This window comes from Bacteroides nordii (assembly GCF_019930665.1).
GTDB classification, from domain to species: Bacteria; Bacteroidota; Bacteroidia; order Bacteroidales; family Bacteroidaceae; genus Bacteroides; species Bacteroides nordii.
In genome coordinates, this window is record NZ_CP082886.1 from 2,450,325 (window position 1) to 2,468,935 (window position 18,611).

General features: G+C 39.6%; 12 protein-coding genes and 2 tRNA genes. 7 read left to right on the forward strand and 7 right to left on the reverse strand.

Going from position 1 to position 18,611, the window contains the following annotated elements; translation table 11 throughout:
• Positions 1–16: 16 nt before the first annotated feature.
• Complete coding sequence (locus K8P02_RS09700) at positions 17–463, reverse strand: hypothetical protein (protein WP_025867659.1); 447 nt, start codon at positions 461–463, stop codon at positions 17–19.
• 404 nt (positions 464–867) lie between these two features.
• Between K8P02_RS09700 and K8P02_RS09705 the strand changes: the two genes are divergently transcribed.
• From K8P02_RS09705 to K8P02_RS09715, 3 genes are all read left to right on the forward strand, one after another.
• Entirely contained in the window at positions 868–1,839 is a 972-nt protein-coding gene (locus K8P02_RS09705) for a fimbrillin family protein (RefSeq protein WP_025867658.1), read from the forward strand.
• Positions 1,840–1,983: 144 nt separating this feature from the next.
• Positions 1,984–2,070: transfer RNA gene (locus K8P02_RS09710), tRNA-Ser, on the forward strand.
• 61 nt (positions 2,071–2,131) lie between these two features.
• Positions 2,132–2,203, forward strand: a tRNA-Glu gene (locus K8P02_RS09715).
• 450 nt (positions 2,204–2,653) lie between these two features.
• On the opposite strand, the gene K8P02_RS09720 is transcribed toward K8P02_RS09715, so the two are convergent.
• Positions 2,654–4,075, reverse strand: coding sequence for a Gfo/Idh/MocA family protein (locus K8P02_RS09720; RefSeq protein ID WP_025867657.1), 1,422 nt, complete (start codon positions 4,073–4,075; stop codon positions 2,654–2,656).
• A gap of 328 nt (positions 4,076–4,403) precedes the next feature.
• On the opposite strand from K8P02_RS09720, the gene K8P02_RS09725 reads away from it, so the two are divergent.
• The 3 genes from K8P02_RS09725 to K8P02_RS09735 are packed head-to-tail and all read left to right on the forward strand — an operon-like array spanning position 4,404 to position 7,150.
• Positions 4,404–5,000: an RNA polymerase sigma-70 factor gene (locus tag K8P02_RS09725; RefSeq protein ID WP_007485155.1), complete on the forward strand. Its 597-nt coding sequence runs from the start codon at positions 4,404–4,406 to the stop codon at positions 4,998–5,000.
• 34 nt (positions 5,001–5,034) lie between these two features.
• Entirely contained in the window at positions 5,035–6,006 is a 972-nt protein-coding gene (locus K8P02_RS09730) for a FecR family protein (protein ID WP_223382268.1), read from the forward strand.
• A 4-nt stretch (positions 6,007–6,010) separates the two neighbouring features.
• On the forward strand, positions 6,011–7,150 hold the full coding sequence (locus tag K8P02_RS09735) for a Gfo/Idh/MocA family protein (RefSeq protein ID WP_223382273.1): 1,140 nt from the start codon (positions 6,011–6,013) through the stop codon (positions 7,148–7,150).
• Positions 7,151–7,245: 95 nt separating this feature from the next.
• On the opposite strand, the gene K8P02_RS09740 is transcribed toward K8P02_RS09735, so the two are convergent.
• From K8P02_RS09740 to K8P02_RS09760, 5 genes are read right to left on the reverse strand one after another with little or no spacing between them, the layout of a single operon-like run.
• The gene (locus K8P02_RS09740; RefSeq protein WP_025867655.1) at positions 7,246–9,012 is read right to left on the reverse strand and encodes a cadherin repeat domain-containing protein; all 1,767 of its coding nucleotides are present in this window, start codon (positions 9,010–9,012) and stop codon (positions 7,246–7,248) included.
• A 19-nt stretch (positions 9,013–9,031) separates the two neighbouring features.
• Positions 9,032–10,153, reverse strand: a complete 1,122-nt coding sequence (locus tag K8P02_RS09745) for an acyltransferase family protein (RefSeq protein ID WP_025867654.1) — start codon at positions 10,151–10,153, stop codon at positions 9,032–9,034.
• 3 nt (positions 10,154–10,156) lie between these two features.
• Positions 10,157–11,611: a DUF4832 domain-containing protein gene (locus tag K8P02_RS09750; protein ID WP_223382275.1), complete on the reverse strand. Its 1,455-nt coding sequence runs from the start codon at positions 11,609–11,611 to the stop codon at positions 10,157–10,159.
• A gap of 1 nt (position 11,612) precedes the next feature.
• Positions 11,613–13,154: a RagB/SusD family nutrient uptake outer membrane protein gene (locus K8P02_RS09755; RefSeq protein WP_002560782.1), complete on the reverse strand. Its 1,542-nt coding sequence runs from the start codon at positions 13,152–13,154 to the stop codon at positions 11,613–11,615.
• A gap of 26 nt (positions 13,155–13,180) precedes the next feature.
• Positions 13,181–16,657: a TonB-dependent receptor gene (locus K8P02_RS09760; RefSeq protein ID WP_025867652.1), complete on the reverse strand. Its 3,477-nt coding sequence runs from the start codon at positions 16,655–16,657 to the stop codon at positions 13,181–13,183.
• A gap of 342 nt (positions 16,658–16,999) precedes the next feature.
• Between K8P02_RS09760 and K8P02_RS09765 the strand changes: the two genes are divergently transcribed.
• A complete protein-coding gene (locus K8P02_RS09765) occupies positions 17,000–18,586 on the forward strand; it encodes a glycoside hydrolase family 31 protein (protein ID WP_025867651.1) in 1,587 nt (528 codons plus the stop codon).
• Positions 18,587–18,611: the final 25 nt, after the last annotated feature.

The window sequence follows — 18,611 nt, forward strand, 5'->3', positions numbered from 1 at the left end:
ATTTATATCAAATAAGTTAGAGCCTGCCCTTATAGACTACATAATTATCCCATCCATCCAGATATCCTTCAAGGCGATTCGCCCAAAGATTCACTTCATCGAGATAAGAAACATCATTCGGGCCATATACCATACAAAGAGATGACTGTACTGCATTTTCCCAATTCCAGTTGAAACGATATTCATCCTCCCGTATTCTTCCATCAGGATACTGTATACGAATGTAATCCACTCCTCTTCTATCCAGATAAAAATCAATCTCCTGCCGGCAGTAATAACCATCCCTATTATAGTAAGTTCTCACCCAGGTACGGCTACACAGATCACGTGACTTATTATAATAGCTACCGCCAATATTGTCATCATCATAAAAACCATCTATTTCAATCTCACAAGCTGTTAGATTAACCATAGCAAAGGTCAGCAATACCAGTTTCAAATATTTAAAAGCTTTCGTTTTCATAATCTTTTTCCTTTCTTTTTATGTGTTTTTGCATAAAACAAAAGTAGGCAAACGTTTGATTGAAGCCAAAAGAAAAATCCTACATTCAATAAGGGAATAACCTAATCCTTAGAGGGAAATCTCACCTTTTTACTACCAAACGTTAACGCCGGCACCAAACTTCTTAATTCATGTTATAAGTCAAGCTATTAAGCCTCATAAGTTTGCTAATCTCCCAAAAGTATGTATCTTTGTACTGTGTTTTTCATAGTATTAGATTTAAGGTTAACAAAAAGATTGGCTGTCTGGGATAGATAGCCTTTTTTTATGCTCTTATTTTAATTGCTACCCTCTTCCCTCCTGTTCTGAACAAAATCTCCTTTTAAGTGTATATAGGAAAATCATTCATCCTAAAACACTTAATTATGAAAATTTATTTTGTAAAAGCTGCTGCATGGACAATACTTACATGTACTACTTTATTTTTCACCGCATGTTCCAAAGACTCAATCAATATCAATATTGGCGAAAATGGGACAGAAGAAGGCCAATCTGATAACGGAACAGGAACTCCGGATCAAAAAGCATTAATCACTTTTCATGCTTCTATAGAGAGTAGAAATATGACACGCTCTCTTTCACCGATGCGTAAAGGAATAACAAGTTCTATATACGCATTCAAATCACCAGTTACTTCACTCGAAACTCCTTCTGCCGAAGGTATCTATACCACTGCTACCGTAGGGGTACTAACCGGTGTAGAAGGATATAAAATGTATCTGCCCAATGGCGTTTATTATTTCTACGCCATTTCTAACAACTCTTCTACAGCTTCTGCTAAATTCGTCAACGAGCGTTCAGAACCTTTGAACAACGGAGTAGATTATTTGTGGGCAAGTAACAAATTACAGGACGTTACGAGTACACAAGTGAGCATGCCTATTCTTTTTCAACACTGTGCCACCCAGATAGTATTCAACATCTCTGCCGGTAGCGGAATAAAACTGGACAAACTGGTTTCAGCTTCCATCACTCCAGCAAACCCGGGTGCTACTATGGACATGATTACCGGAGAAATAACTCCGTATACAACGTATAGTACCGAAACAGCCAATATGGGAATTAATGGTTTCACAGCTCAATATATCATGCTTCCACTAAAAACCAATACAGCGATGCCGCTGACCTTGCAAATACTGGCAGATGGTGAAAATACTCCACGTACCTATAACGTAAACGTTCTTTTACCCAACGGAGAGTTGGCAGGAGGAGATTCTTACGTATTCAGTGCAGTGATTGATGGAAATTCTGTTTCATTTCCAAATGTTGAAGTATTAGGCTGGACCGAAGTAGACGAAACTGGTAAACCTCTTTATCCATCACAAAAACCGGACTAAAAAAGTTTTCACGTTTAACATTTGAAACATAGCCAATTAACGATATGCGGAAGAAAAAGTAGAAAAAAATCTTGCAGAAAGGTTTGCATAGTTCAAAACTTCCTCCTATCTTTGCACCGCATTTGAGAGAGAATGCGGGTTCAAGGAAGTTTGGGTGAGTGGCTGAAACCACCAGTTTGCTAAACTGACGTACGGGTAACCGTACCGCGAGTTCGAATCTCGCAGCTTCCGCTTAATCTCAACAAAAAAAGAGCTAAGTTATTAAGACTTGGCTCTTTTTAAATCTAAAATCGGTGGGTTCGTCTAACGGTTAGGACACATGCCTCTCACGCATGTAATACGAGTTCGATTCTCGTACCCACTACTAACTGATAATCAGCCTGCTAGTTTTTCTAACAGGCTTTTTTATCACATTACATTTAAAATTATATCGTTATATTCCCGTTTATTCCCACTTATTTCACTACATTTACTGGCAAATTTGCCAAAACCCTTAAATTCATATCCAAATGGCAACAGCAAAATTCAACTTAGACAAAAGAAGTCTAAAGAAAGATGGTACATATCCAGGGAAATTCACATGGCAAAGTTGGGTAACTTTAGCTATCCTATTAATAGGGATATTGGTTTATCTTTTTAGTGGTAAATAGATTTACTCATAAAATAATGATCATTAGGAAAAGGGGGGAAATGCCTTTTCCACCCGATTCATTGATTTGCGTCAACTAACTTTATGCTTTTGCAAACAGTATCAATTACTGCTTATCAGAACACATTATAGCTCTATTTAGAAAATCATTCACATAAATGATTCTTATTTGTAATTTATAAATGCATGCCGATATCCTTGTATTTTATTCCAGTTCCCTCTTGTAAAATCCGGTATCTCTACAGGGACAGATCCGTTCTCAATCGAAAGTTTAGTCAAAGGAATTAGTGAACACCATTCTGCAAGATCATAAACATCCATATCTAATGGCAATCCGTGATGCAGGCAATAGATTAATCTCGAATCCATGATGAAGTCCATACCACCGTGTCCACCTACTTCTTTAGCCTGTGCTTCCATGGTTTTGACAATAGGATCTTTATACTGATTCATTAACCGGTTCTTTATTTCTTCGGGTATATACTCATGAGCAGTAAAGTTTTGCCCGCTTGTAATATCCGAAGGCAAATCACTGCTATTCAATGCATAACCCTCCACCGGATATTTATTGGCAAATCCTTTAGTACCTGTGAGTTGGTATAAGCGACTGTAAGGACGTGGCGAAGCTACATTGTGCTCAATCTGAATTGTCTTTCCTTTTTCCGTACGTATTAAGGTAAGTGTGACTTCTCCGTTTTTCACCTTTTGCGCATCTTCACTATTTCCATGTTCTTTCAAATACTGAGGTAAAGAGAGAGGATCACTGTCCATTGCCACCAAATATTTCATCCGATCGCCACGATGAATATCGAGTAGCTGACAAGCTGGTCCCATACCATGTGTGGGATACACATCTCCCCTATTATTGAGATTGTATTGCATACGCCAGTCTGCGTTGTAGTCTCCCCAGTAATCTTGCAAACAATGATTATAAGCACCTTTTACATGGGTAATATCTCCAAATAGTCCTTGTTGTGCCATGTTCAGAGTTGTGATCTCAAAGAAATCATATACGCAGTTTTCCAACATCATACAGTGCTTTCGAGTACGTTCTGCCGTATTTACAACTTCCCATATCTCTTCCAAACTCATGGCTGCAGGTACTTCACAAGCCACGTGCTTGTCATGCTCCATAGCATAAACCATCATGGGGGTATGATGTAGCCAATCAGTAGCTATATAAATAAGGTCGATATCCGGTCTTTCGCACATTTGTTTCCAGGCATCCTCACTACCATAGTATTCAGTTGCTTCAGGCATATCAGCCTGGTGAAGCATTTGTTGGCAACTATCTACTTTCGATTGATGCAGATCACATAGTGCTTTTATTTCAATTCCTTTTTGATAAGTAAAACGTCGGATGGCTTCACTACCTCGTGAGCCTAATCCGATAAATCCAATACGTACAGTTTCAATAGGAGGACAAGTTAACCCAATAGCATCCTGCTGCCCCAAAGGGCGTTCAGGAGTAAATACCACAAGAGACTTGACATCCTTACTTTCTTTTTGCATATTTGCAGTAAGAAACAAACCTGCTGCTATACAAACAACTGCAAGTATAATAGTCAACGGAATGTATTTTTTCATGATATAGAATTTAGAGATTGATAATTAATGCTTCTTTTCTTCTTTTATGCTCTAAGGTTTATACTTTAAAAGAGCTGTTGAGCGATTAAAATACTCACAAGAATATAAAAATAAAATATTAATTAACACTTTGACATTTATGTGCCTCCAAAAGGCTTTCAAAAATGATGTAAGTAGACGATAATTTCGTTTTTTTCTTGGTAGACAATGTAAAATTATCTATATTTGGAAACTTCTTTTTAATGCTCTGGCTCTTATATTCTTTTTATGAATTTAAATAATTCGTGTATGTCTATTATAAAACAATTATTTCTGAAAGGAGGAAAGTATGGAAGAACGCATACTTTTTTCTAAGATACAGCAAGGAGACACAGCATCTTTTGAATGGTTGTACAAAAAGTATCATCCTAAAATGTATATGTTCTGCAAAGGACTCCTACATGACGAGGATAAAACAAAAGATCTTGTTCAAGAATGTTTCATTGCCTTTTGGGAACACCGTACTCAGATTAATGCACCGGAAGCAATAAGCGTCTATTTATTCCGCATCATGAAGCATCTTTGCTTGAAACAAATCCGGCGGGATTCATTACTCAACAATTTTTCTAATATAAATGAAGTGGCATTGAGAGAACTGGAGCTTTCTTATTATACCCCTGAATGCAATATTCTAAATGATTTATACTTTAAAGATCTGAATGAACAATATCAGGAAGCGCTTGATAAGCTACCCAAACAATGTCAAAACATTTTCCGAATGAACCGGAATGAGGGTATGAGAAGTGAAGAGATTGCCGCAGCACTGAACTTGTCTGTTCGTACTGTTGAAAATCAATTGTATAAGGGGTTAAAACAAATTAAGAAGTCAATGCAGGGATATCTTCCTTTATTGACTATCTTATTAATTAAGAACTTTTTAAAATAATATTGTGATGATTAGTGTCAATGAAGATTATTTTATGAAATATCTGAAGAATGAACTTACTGAGGACGAGACACGCCAATTAGTAGCATGGTTGCGTGATAACAAAGAGAATCAGAAGTTTCTTTTTTCATTGAAAGATTCTTATCTGTATCTAAATTATGAAAAAGATAAGAAAGAAGCCAATACTGAGCATGAATGGAAGAAATTCTCAGAAAGAACCGGTCTCGCTCCAAAATCAGCTCCTTTAGGCAAGCCTTTTACCTTGAAACAGGTTTGGTCCTCTGCAGCTATCATCCTGTTGGGTATTCTTAGTGGTTGGATAGCAGGAACGATTTATACAAGATTGAATATGCCACAAGGGTTAGTGACTTTAGAGACAGAAGTAGGACAACAAGCAAAAACCATATTGCCGGATGGAACAACAGTGCTTCTGAATGCTTGTTCCAAGCTGACCTATTCTCTGGAAGGCTGGAATAATACGCGCGACGTACGTTTGGAGGGTGAGGCAATCTTTGATGTAGTACACAAGGAAGATAAACCTTTTTATGTGCACACCTATAACTATTGTGTCCGTGTATTAGGCACGAATTTTAATGTAATGGCATATGGAAATGATCCGGAAGGGGTCGTTACATTGAAACATGGTAAGGTAGAGATTGGCATAGCGGGTAGTAACAAAAATATGTTTCTTCAGCCGGGAGAAAGTTTTGTATATGACAACCAAGCCGGAACCTATCGGATAGAACAACGTTCGTTAAAGCATGTCTATGCCTGGGAACGTAAAGAGATTATCTTTGAAGGGCATACGCTGGAAGAAAAGAAAGAAGAGCTTTCAAGACATTTCGGATATAAGTTTGAGGTAGCTCCGGAATTACAGAAAATGAGCTATAAAGCTACACTTCGCGACGAAAGTTTGAATGAATTTCTTGCGGCATTGGACAGTATTACTCCACAAATGTCCTACCATATTGATGTAAACCGAAAAATAGTCAAAGTGAGAAAATAAACGCATGGAAAAGATAAAGACTACTTTGATAGGAGCAGGATACCGAGGAAAACAACTGCTGCAATTCCTACAAAACTTTCCTTTTTTTGAAGTAATGGCAGTTGCCGATCCGTATATTGAAGAAACCGATATACCCGAAATTGTTTGTTACAACAATGGCGAAGAAGATTATTTAAATATGCTTGACCGGCATAAACCGGAATTGGTGTTCATCACTTCTCCCTGGCAGTGTCATGTTAGCCATGCAATACAATGTGTGGAGAGGCAGTGTCATATTGCTTTGGAGATAAAAGGTGGACTTTATTTAGACGAGTATCAACCCCTGATTGATTTGGCAGAGCAAAAAAATTGTCGTGTTTTTCCTTTAGAGAATACGCTTTTCCGACGAGATATTTTAGCTTTATGCAATATGGTGAATGCCGGTGTATTCGGAGAAATTATATATATGCGCGGTGGATACCGACATGACTTACGCTCTTTATTGTTAGATGATTCCGGCAACATCGGTCATCGTGGTAAAACAGAAAGTGTATGGCGAAGCAAATTCTACCAGAGCGAAAACGGCGATCTTTATCCGACACACGGATTAGCTCCTCTTTGCATGATCGCCGGTATCAATCGGACAGATCACTTCAAATCTTTGACCTCGCTGGCTTCCAAGTCGGCTGGTTTATTGCAACGGATAAAAGACCTGGGTGGAGATACAAATGTAGAAATCAAGATGGGAGATATTGTTTCTACTCAAATAGAAACTGAAAAAGGAATTCTTATCTCGCTAATTCATGATACCACGTTGCCTCGTCCTCGTAGTTTGGATTTTGAAATACAAGGAACAAAAAGTATATGGCAGGGAGATAATAGCCGCATCTATGTGGAGGGTGTCAGCCCGGATGAAACCTGGGAATCTGATCTCTCCTACATTGAGCGTTACGAAAGTCTATATTGGCAGCAGTGGGGCGAAGATGCTCTATTACAGGATGCGCATCATCAAGGCATGGATTATATTATGTTGAAAGCATTAGAAGCTGATTTACAAGGAAAACTTGTCTACCCGGCTACTCTCAACGATCTTGCTTTGTGGACTTCCGTTTCTCCCTGGTCAAAAGTTTCAATTGCTGAGCGAAAAACAATTTATTTTCAATAATAAAAGAATCTTTATTCTGAACTGTTTCAAAAATTAAAAAGGTCCGTCGTTTCCGGCGGACCTTTATTAGTAGCGTTATTCAAAAATTAAGCTACCTATTGAAGCGTGTATCTCAGCGTAAAATTACCACTACCATTAGGAGTAACTGTAGCAGGATTACCATCCGAAATAGTAATTCCATCTTTCAAATCGACACTTACCTTATAATATCCTTCAACAGTTGGTAGTGTGAAATGAGTTGCATTACCGTTTAGTATATTAGAATTTGCATCGAAGTTTACGTTCGGTAATTCTATTTTTATTTCACCGGAAGGATTTGTCAATATAAATGCTACATCTCCTCCCCAACTGAACACGTAACATGTACCTTCGTAAACAAAACTGTTTCCTACGCGTACTAATGGAAGAGCACTATCTACCTGCCAATTCTGAGCAGTACCTGCTTGGGAATGCGCCCAACTCCATCCATACATATAGATTGCATCCGGATATCCACTTGCCGGACGGGCATAAGAGCTACCACTGAAAGCATCTATCTGAATAAAATATTTGCCGGTAGAGCTTGTCAAAGTCCAATTTGCGTTACCACTACCCGCGAACAAATCTTTATTGGGAGTGCAGAGCGATAAATCCACAGTATTGGAACTAATCGTCTCTCCTTTTGTTAGTTCAACTTCACCTTCATAGATATAGCTTGTGCCACTCTTTAATTGCAATTGAGTGCCGGCAAAATCAATGCTATTTCCTAAAATTACACCGTTTGCTTTTACTTGTTCATTTGTAAATTCAAGCGTACGTTCACTGCTAATAATAGAAACTTTAGTACATTCATCTCCTTCAAAATACACACGGATTTCAAAAGCACCACCTGCAGTAACCGGGAAGCTCTTACTTGTATCATATGCCGAACCAGTCGTGAGTTGAGTACCGTTCCATAATATAAATGAATCTTCTCCGGCCTTCTTCAACTGGAAGGTTCCTGCTGCAATAGAACCCCACATTCCTGTTTCTACATTATCTCCTTCGGGTGGGAACCAAGTATAGTAACGTAAATCACCACTTTCATATCCTTGCATACGCATTTTCGCTTTCTCTTCTTTTATTTCTCCATCTTGCCAGTGACCGGAAATAGTACCGAGAATATAATAACTATCTATAGATGGAAGAGACGTCCAACCATGTCTTTCTCCAAAAGTCAGTTCAAAAGTTTTAGGATTGAATGTGATTTTGCAAGAGGCTTCAATATCGCCACCAATAACAATGGAGTCTTTGGCCATTGTTTGGATTTCTCCATTGACAGTTCCCCAATATAATCCTGTATTGGTAGGAGTTGGAGAAATAATACCTTTTATGTTGGCAGGAAAAGTCTCATCAGCTTCAAATACATCTCCGTTCGGATATAATTCGACAACAGACTTATTGCCCAACAAGAGGTATAACCTGTTGAAGGTTGGTACTTGTAAGGATGTTAAATCAAAACTTTGTACCGCCTCTCCACTCCGGCTGTTTTCCAGAATCACCTCCACTTTAAAAGTTCCTTCTTCTGCATTTTTCGGAAGAGGGATAGAGAATGATTCATTCATTTGAAAACTCTGTCCCAACAACATCTGCTCTTTACGATAGAGTTCTGTATCATTTTCGTCTTTCAAAAGAATGGTATACATTTTAAGATTCTTTTCGTCTGTTAATGTACCCGTTACGGAGACCTTATCTCCATAGAAAAGTCCACTTTGCGGAGATACAACAATGTTCATCTCCGGCTTGGGGGCATTACCTGCATTTGCAGGTTCATCGTCATCACAACCGCAAAAAAGTAACGGTAGAATAGCTGATAGTAATATAAAAAATCTTTTTAAGGACATAATCATATTTTTTAAGGGGTTAAGCTTTAAGGAATATTTTGTGGTCATACATCCACTTGACAATCAACAGTACGATAGCTGATTGAAAACAAATGCCAACCAAAGGATAATACACTCCGAACCACTGTTGTAGCCCAAAAAACAAAGAGTCTGATATACTGCGGAAGTTCACCACTTCAAACAAACAATATGCAGCTATGGAATTCATTCCATAATAATTGAGCCAATTTACTGCTCCCGACTTCCATCCTTTTATATCAATCAGGTAATAAAAGATACCCATGAGCAAGAAGCAGACACCACCATAAAAAAGGGTCATCGAACTGCTCCATATACGTTTGATAATTGGAAAAAGGGGATCCATCAACAAAGCCGCAGCCACAAGGAAGCCCCCCACCAGCAATAATACTTTCAAACGTTGAACAGGTTCTTTCCGAAGTCGGAGAATATGACCGGCAAAGCTGCCGAGCATCACAGTAACTATGAAATTCAAACTACTTAATATCCATGTGTAGTGGTAAGACGAATCGAAACTCCATGTTCCGTTTGTCCAGATAACTCCATCACGCAAAGAACCCAACACACAACGGTCTATCTCCTCTGCAATATTAGTTCCCGGTTCATAATTCATGTCACCTATTGTAGCAAAAACCAATAAATAAGTTATGAAACATAGAACCGTAAAACCAATTTGCGTACGAAATGAGCACCATACGTAAAGCAGAGCTGCTACCACATACCCCACAGCAATCGCCTGGAGTGTATTTGCAAAAATGTGAAATTGCCTGATGTCTAATGCTAATAAGTTTCCTTGTACTACCCAGCCCAAAAAGAACAAGACAAAGAAACGCTTAAAAAGCCGGAAATAGAAATGACGGTCTATCTTTTCTCCTTGTTTGTATTTTGACATGGCAAACGGGATGGTGATGCCGGACATAAACATAAACAGTGGCATTATCAAATCCCAGAATGCAACGCCCTGCCATTCTACATGAGTGAATTGGTTGGTAATAGCATCCAATGACGGATTATTCTCTATTTCCAGCCAGGTCATAAGAATGGGTTGAAGCATCAACAAGCAGAACAGGTCAAAGCCCCTTAACAGGTCCAAGGAAGCCAAACGTTTATTAGCAGTTGCCATAAGTTATTTCTTTAAAGTAAATCTAATGGGTGATTGGCTCGCGGGCAAATCTGAAGATGCACTTACCTGAATGTCTATGCCCAGGTCATTGTATCCGGTTGCTGCTTCCCAACAATCTTTATTACCCAACCGAATAGCATATTCCGGTCGGTCATGTATAGTACTCACCGGATCCGGCAGATACAAATACAATTTGTAATCCCCTACCGCCAAATCAGTGGGCAATGTAACCTTGGCATTTATAGTCTCAACTTTATAGGGCTGCCATTTCCGTGGATCATCCGGCAAGGAGGCTACATAAGTAGTCTTTCCATCTTTTGAACGCAAAATCAATTCAACTTTTCTCGCATTAAATGGAGGAGCATAGCCCAAATTCTGCAAGGTGATAGCCGCATAAAGCTCACTACCCGGAGCATGTTTTTCAGAATACTCCCCTTTCTGCAAGACAATCCTATACCCCATTTCACGGATAATCCTGTCCATACATCCACCTGTGATCCAGGTATCGTTTACTCCTTTGTAATAATCTTCATTCAGATAAGACCAACGAAGATTACGCATCTCTGCTTGTGCCTTGTCACAATCGGCAGGATCTACCCCTTCCGGCGGACAAGTTTCTCCACCTATCGGCAGATAAAGTCCCTCCGCATTCAAATAACTTTTATCAACAGCTACGTCTGTATAAGTACCATAATCATCAACACTGGCCATGAAACAATCGTTATGATGTCCTATTCGGGCTACAACTTTGCCACTGAATGCATCTTCTGCTTTGATAGCAGTCTTCACCCCTATATAATTGCGTTTGTAATTGGGGGTTCTCACTTGCACGGTACGGTCTGTCGGCAAAACTTCCAGAATTTTATCCAGTATCGCTTTACGGGCTGCATCATTATTCAGATTATTGGTCGTATAGTACCATTCTCCCCATGAACCAATAAAACCTGCCTGCAATACAGCAATCACATCTTTATCTTCCTGGAGTATAGGTTTAATTTGATCCAGATGTTGCAGGATGACCGCGAGTGGTGCATCCGGTTCATCCATCGCCAGAGAATAAGCAAAACGCAGAATCATTTTTATACCTGCCTTACGGGCTACCTCCATGTCTTGTTTAATCTGTGAGAGGAATGCATCGCTAATCGGTGCATTCTTGAAATCTTTCAGATAATAAAGACGATAGATAAGGGAAATCTGTTTTTGTCGGTAACTACGCAATGTTTGTTCCGAAAGTGCAGGTGTACCCTTGCTGTCTGTATATTTGTAGAAACCACGTTCAGGGTTAGGGAACAGTTCATTCGTTGATATATAATTCACCGTTTTTGTCGGGCCAACTTCCGTTTCACCACCATTAGAACCCTTGTCGTCAGCATTCGACTGATTATCACTTCCACATGCCGTAATACCCAAAATAAACAAGAAAGGTAATAAGGCCATTAAACTACTTCTTTTAAACATTCTATTTATCATAACCTGGATTTTGTTTTACTTGCCCTTTACCATCTGTTATGACAGAAAGAGGCAACGGATATAATTCTTTATATTTATTCGCATAAGGAGTCTGAGTTACAGCAATAGCACGTTGTACAAATTTATCATGACGAATTAAATCTGCACGGTATTGTCCATTCTCACACCAGAATTCATGGCTTCTTTCTGTCAGAATCTGATCAATAAATTTTTCCTGAGTATTGACATCCTCCAATTTCAGAGCTTTCAGTTTAGCACGTTCACGTATTGTGTTGACATACCCCAAAGCTTCGGTGTAATCTTTTGAAGTTGCTTCCGGTTTCATAACAAGTGCTTCTGCCAATGAAAGATACACATCTGCATAACGATAAATGATCACATCAATATCAGAATAGCCACCCGAACCTAATACTGCCGGATCATATCCGATCTTCAACGGAATAGGCCCTGTTGCCAAAGGTGAACCGGGAGTATTACGATCCACTACTTCTCCGGCTGCATTTGTGTAATGGCTGAGTAAATAAGTCTTTCGGGTATCAGCAGACTCAAATGTATCATAGAACCACCAGGTGCTGGTACATATACCCCAACCGGCTCCCATACCATTTTGGTTAAAATCAGTAGGAAGTGCTCCCATATGCCATTGATTCATGCTCGGACCCTCGCCAGAAGAAGGGATAGCCCAAATAATCTCTTTATTGGCACTCCCTTGCCCACCAAGTTCAAACATAGCAGGATAGTCACTCATTAGTCGGTATCCATATTTGGAATCCATCAGTTCGCGAGCTAAAGTTTCTACCTTAGTATAGTAATCTTTGTTACTTACCGTTTCATGCAAATAGAGACGGATAAGCAACATTTTAGCCAGCCCTCTGCTGAATTTACCATACTCCGCAGCTCCCGGATAAGGAAGGTGTTCAGAGGCAAATATAAGATCACCTTCAATGAACTTCACCATTTCTTCATGCGATAACCGTGGCAAAGGAACTTCTTCCAGAGGATTTAGTAAGACCTCAATCGGAGCCACAACCAAAGGTCCATACATATCAAATAAGATGTAAGAAAGCATACCGCGTGCACATCTGACCTCTGCACTATAACGGGCTTTCAAATCGTCTGATAATGAACTTTTTTCAATGTAATCCAATACGAGCGTACAGCGACTAATCTTATTGGCATATCCGTAAGGCTCTTTATTTTCATAATAAAAGAAAGTCACTCCTTCTGTTTCCGGAAAGAAATTGAGTAACGAACAGTCGTATGCCGGCCCCCACGTTTGGGTCAGAATTTCAGTGGTTGCATCATTTACAAACATCACTCCCCGTTCAGAAGGAGAATGTATTCCATCCCACCAGTTACCACGAAGTGGGTAATAACAGGAAAGAACCAAGGCTTTCAGGTCTTCCTCACTTTTGGGAAAATTTGAAGGATTGATCTCAGAATAATCTACAGGATCAAGATCAATACAGCTACTCAGGCAGGTACCTATAAATACGATGGCTGCCAGATATGTTTTAATGTATCGTTTCATTATACTTGATTTTAGCGTTAAAAATATCAGAATGAGATATCAACTCCGAAGCTGAATGTTCTCGCATTGGGATATGAAGCGGTATAATAGTCCGTTTCAGGATCCAACCCGTCATAAGGAGTGATAATAAAAGCGTTGTTTATACTGGCATGTACGCGAAGGTTGGAAATCACTTTAGTTTTTGCCAACAAGTGTTTGGGCAATGTATATCCTAAAGTAATATTCTGCATACGGATAAACCATGCTTTCTGGTAATAGAAATCACCGGAACTATACGTATTTTCCCATCCCTGGAATGTGCTGGGGTTGGTTGTAGACGGATTATCCCAAGTCCAACGATCTTTAACCGAGCGGAGAGCATTCAAGCCATACCGGGCAATACCGTCACCGGAAATTCCATATTCCATTGCGGTGGGATCTTCCATGATACGGTCAAACATTCCATTGAGGTGGAAGCTAAGATCAAAATCTTTGTACTTGAAAGTATTCGTCATTCCTGCCAGCCAACCCGGATCACTGGTTCCTATTAATTCCATATCGGCATCATCAATAATGTTGTCCGGATGCCCCAACAGTTGAAAACGTCCGTTTTCGTCAACCACCGGATCACCATTTGCATCGCGCACATATCCGTTGATATCTTTGATTACCAATTGTCCCGGAAGCAACAAAGGTTGTGCATCGGGCACTTTTTCACCAATTTGCAGAATATGATCGGCACGACGGGAGTAAATGGCTCTGATAGGTGCGTCATATTTTTCATATACGGCTGGTTTCCAGTCTGGGGTACGTTCTTTCCAACGGTCTTTGTACTTTGTAAAAGTAAGATCGGTAGACCAAAAGAAGTCTTTAGTCACAATATTTTTGGTATTCAGAGTTACTTCAATACCGGTGCTCTTCGTCTTTCCAATGTTCGCAATCACCTGCGTTATAGTCTGATAAGAATTTAAGGGTTTATAGTTCAAAAGATCTGAAATAACCTTATAGTAATATTCCACAGAACCACTGATGCGTCCATTAAAGAAGCCGAAATCAAGTCCCGCATTCCATTCGGTCGTTGTTTCCCATTTCAGGTCGGGGTTTTCCAGACGTCCTTGAAACACACCAATTTGCTTAGATTTATCTTCTTTATTATAGGCTTCCTGAGCATAGTAACTTGCAAATGCATTTGTGCTGATATCAGCATTACCGGTTTGCCCCCAGCTAAGTCTCAGTTTTAACATACTCAACCAGTCAGAAACTTTCGCCATAAAATCTTCCTCACTAATGGTCCACCCTAAAGCAACAGAAGGGAAATATCCCCATTTGTGGTTTCTGGCAAATACACTGGCACCGTCAGAACGCAGAGTAGCTGTCAGTAAATAGCGGTCTTTTAGGATATAGTTGGCACGAAAAAAATAAGAAAGCATCTTATTTTCCGAACTGCCGGAGCCTACTATCTTGTTTCCTCCACCGGCTCCCAGATTGTTGTAAATAAATCCGTCCGTCAGGAAATTATTGTTTCCTGCATTCACTCCTTCATAATTGAATTGTTCGTAAGAAGTTCCTGCCAACAGATTTATTTTGTGGATTTTTGCAAAAGTTTTCAGATAGGTTGCCGTAGCCTCAAGCAAGTATTGGTTGTTATCCATACCGTATACGCTGGCTACTCCCTGCAGGTTGTATCCATTTAAAGTACTTTTAGGCTGATATGTTTTTCTACTTTGGGCAGCACGGTCTATGCCTGCATTTACACGCAATGTCAGTCCGTCCAAAGGACGTGCTTCGACGAAGATGTTACCCAATACACGGTCCGTATTGCCACGGTCCACGTTATTCAATAAAGAATAAGGATTCGGACGGGTACCAACCAATGGATTGGTAGGGTATTTGCCTGTTTCAGGATCATAAGCCTGTATTTGCGGCCCCATTTCGACGGCCGAACGGATAAGGCCTGAATTTTCCCATTTATCCGAACCGAGTTGTGTATTGTCATTAATAATACGAGTCATCGTCAGGTTTAGCCCGGCTTTGAATATATTCAAAAACTCCTGGTCGATATTGGCTTTCATCGTGTAACGGGTCATTCCGGAGTTGCGTATAATACCTTCATGGTTGAAATAGTTGAATGACAACATGTATTGAGTTCCCTTATTTCCACCTTGCAAATTGATGTTGTGTTCCTGAATCAACCCGTTCCGTGTTACCAAATCCAACCAGTCTGTACCCGCTCCCGCATTGGCTATTTCTTGTTCTGTGTACGGACGGTTATATCTGATACCATTGACGGGAGACATTAACGCTTCCTCCAACGTTTTTGTACCCCAGGGAGCTACCTTATTATTCCAGATCCACAATTCCCAACTTGTTTTGTTTTTCTCTTTCATCCATTCCGGTAGAGAAAGTAAGTCATAAGTATCCGAATATTTCTGATAAGAGTAATTATAAGAATAGCTAACTTTCGTTTTTCCTTCTTTTCCACGTTTGGTTGTGATGATTACTACACCGTTGGCTGCACGAGCACCGTAGATAGACGTAGCACTGGCATCTTTCAATACTTCAATAGATTCTACATCGTTAGGATTCAAGAAGTTGAGTACACCCTGTGTTCCCGGGTCCATTTTACGGTCTGAAGAAGCAATCTGGTCTAACTTTGCAATTGGAAATCCATCTACGATATACAACGGATCATTGTTTGCATTGATAGAACCGGCTCCACGTACAAGAATATCGAGCCCCCCACCCGGCTGTGCACTATTTTGACGAACATACAAACCAGCCGCTTTTCCTTCCAGGGCATGACCGATAGAAGAAATGCCTGCCAGTCCCATCTCGTCTGCTTTTATTGTAGAAATAGCTCCCGTCAAATCTCTCTTTTTAACAGTACCATAGCCTACAACAACTACATCGTCAAGCATATTTATATCTTCTTTAAGAACTATCCTCTGCCAATTGTTATTCTTTAAAGAGATCTCCTGAGGAATGTAGCCGACATACGTTACAACGATAGCATCACTGTTGTCTGGCAGTACCAACCGATAATTGCCATCACCGTTGGTTATTGTACCAGCCGCTTTTCCCTTGACTTGAATACTAACCCCTATCAGCTGGGTTCCATCTTCTCCTACTACACTTCCCGCTATTTCTTTCGGAAGTGCCTTCCCCCTTTGAAGCTTTGAGTTTTCTTGTTTCTTCAGAAGAATCTTCTTGTTGGCAATTGTATAGGTAATATTTGTACCACTCAATACCTTGTTCAGTACTACCCTTACATCCTGATTCTGTACTTTCACATTTACAAGCCGATTCACATCCACACTTTGTTCTTCAAAGAAAAATTTATAGTCCGTCTGTTGTTCCACTTGTTTAATAAAAGTAGAGAAAGGCTGGTTGATTAAATCCAGAGTAATTGCTTTTTGGGCGTACACAGGTAAAGATACCCACCCACCAAATAGAAGTAAAAGGCTTAAACAGAGTCTTCGTATGAGGCTCGCTGTCATAAGATGCCCCTTTCGTGCTCTTTTCATACGCGTAAGATTTTAATTGTTTAACTAAGGTTTTATGAAATCTCGTTTATATTATACAAAGAGGCAATCGGAGGAAAAAATACTCATTCTTTTTTTATGTTATAAAGCATAAAATATTCAGGTTGGGTATCTATGAGAAGATAGAAACCAAATCAGGTATAAGCTGACAATCTTATATTTGAAAAATTCAACCAGACTCTTCTATTGTTAATTATCATTTTATTCTTAATATTGCAATGAGTATTCTAACCATCAACCGTCTCTTTATAAAATAAGAGGCCAAAGCACGAAAAGAAAAGTCATTTCAAAATATATCCCAACTTAAATAATTAACATAATATTATGAAGAAAGCATTTATTAGTATTTTGATCTTATGTTCTGCTGTTTCTGCCATAGCACAGCAGTATGAAACAGCCGTAGCACCATTGAAAGGTGAAAAATGGTGGGGTGGTTTGGTTGCGCTGGGTAGCCACATGCCTTTTACTTCAACAACAGAATGGTACGATTTGAGTAAAAAGAACCTGAACAACCAGATTGTTCCGCTGATATTATCTTCCGAGGGCCGTTATATCTGGAGCGAACAGCCTTTCCGCTTCCGATTGCAAAATGACACACTACTTCTCAGTTCTGATTATGAAAAACTAAATGCTGTTTCTGCCGGAAAGACACTAAAGGATGCTTATCTGAGTGCTTCGGCTCAACACTTTCCACCTTCCCAGAAAATACCGGAAGAAATATTCTTCTCCAAACCGCAGTATAATACATGGATTGAGTTGATGTACAACCAGAATCAGATTGACATAGAAAAATATGCCCAAGATATATTGGCTAATGACTTTCCGACAGGTATCTTTATGATAGATGATAACTGGCAGAAATATTATGGTAATTTTGAATTTAAGCCAGATAAGTTTCCGGATGCAGCAGGAATGATCGACCGTCTGCATAAACAGGGATTCAAGGTAATGTTATGGATAGCTCCCTTTGTTTCTGCAGATAGTCCCGAGTATCGTTTGTTGGCAAAAAAAGGGTATTTGGTAAAGGAAAAAGACGGTATCACACCGGCTATGATACATTGGTGGAATGGCGTAAGTGCTTGTTATGATATGACAAATCCGGAGGCAGCTTCTTATCTGGAAGAACAGTTGCTTACTGCCCAAAGAAAATACGGAATTGACGGTTATAAATTTGATGCAGGTGATGTAAACCATTTTACAGGCGAATATGCCTTTCATGATCCGACTGCCAATGCATGTACTTTTTCTCAAAAGTGGGCAGAACTAGGATTAAAGTTTCCGTATAATGAATTCCGTACTTCATTCAAGTTGGGTGGTCAAGCAATTGTACAACGTTTGGGTGATAAATCTTATTCCTGGCAAGCTTCCTCGTTGTTAATTCCTGATATGATAGCGGCTGGCTTATTAGGGCATGCTTATACCTGTCCTGATATGATCGGTGGTGGAGAGTTCGGTTCATTTTTGAATATTGATACCGATAAATTCGATCAGGAATTGATTGTGCGTTCTTGTCAGATTCATGCATTCATGCCAATGATGCAGTTCTCAGTAGCTCCCTGGCGCATTCTTGACAAGAGACATTTGGATATATGTCGTAAATTTGCTCAATTCCATGAACAGATGGGAAGTTATATTTTGCAAGTAGCTATACATGCTTCTCAGACAGGCGAACCCATTGTGCAACATCTGGAATATGCATTTCCGCATCAGGGATTTGCCGATTGTCATGATCAGTTCATGTTAGGCGATAAATATATGGTAGCTCCTATGATAACAAAAGGAACTCATAGGACTGTAAAACTACCTAAGGGTGAATGGCGTGATGATATGGGTAAAAAGTTCAAAGGTCCGAAAACATTTGAAATAGAAGTTCCATTAGAACGTCTGCCTTATTTCGAACGTATTAAATAATACATTTTTATGTGCATTCACCGAA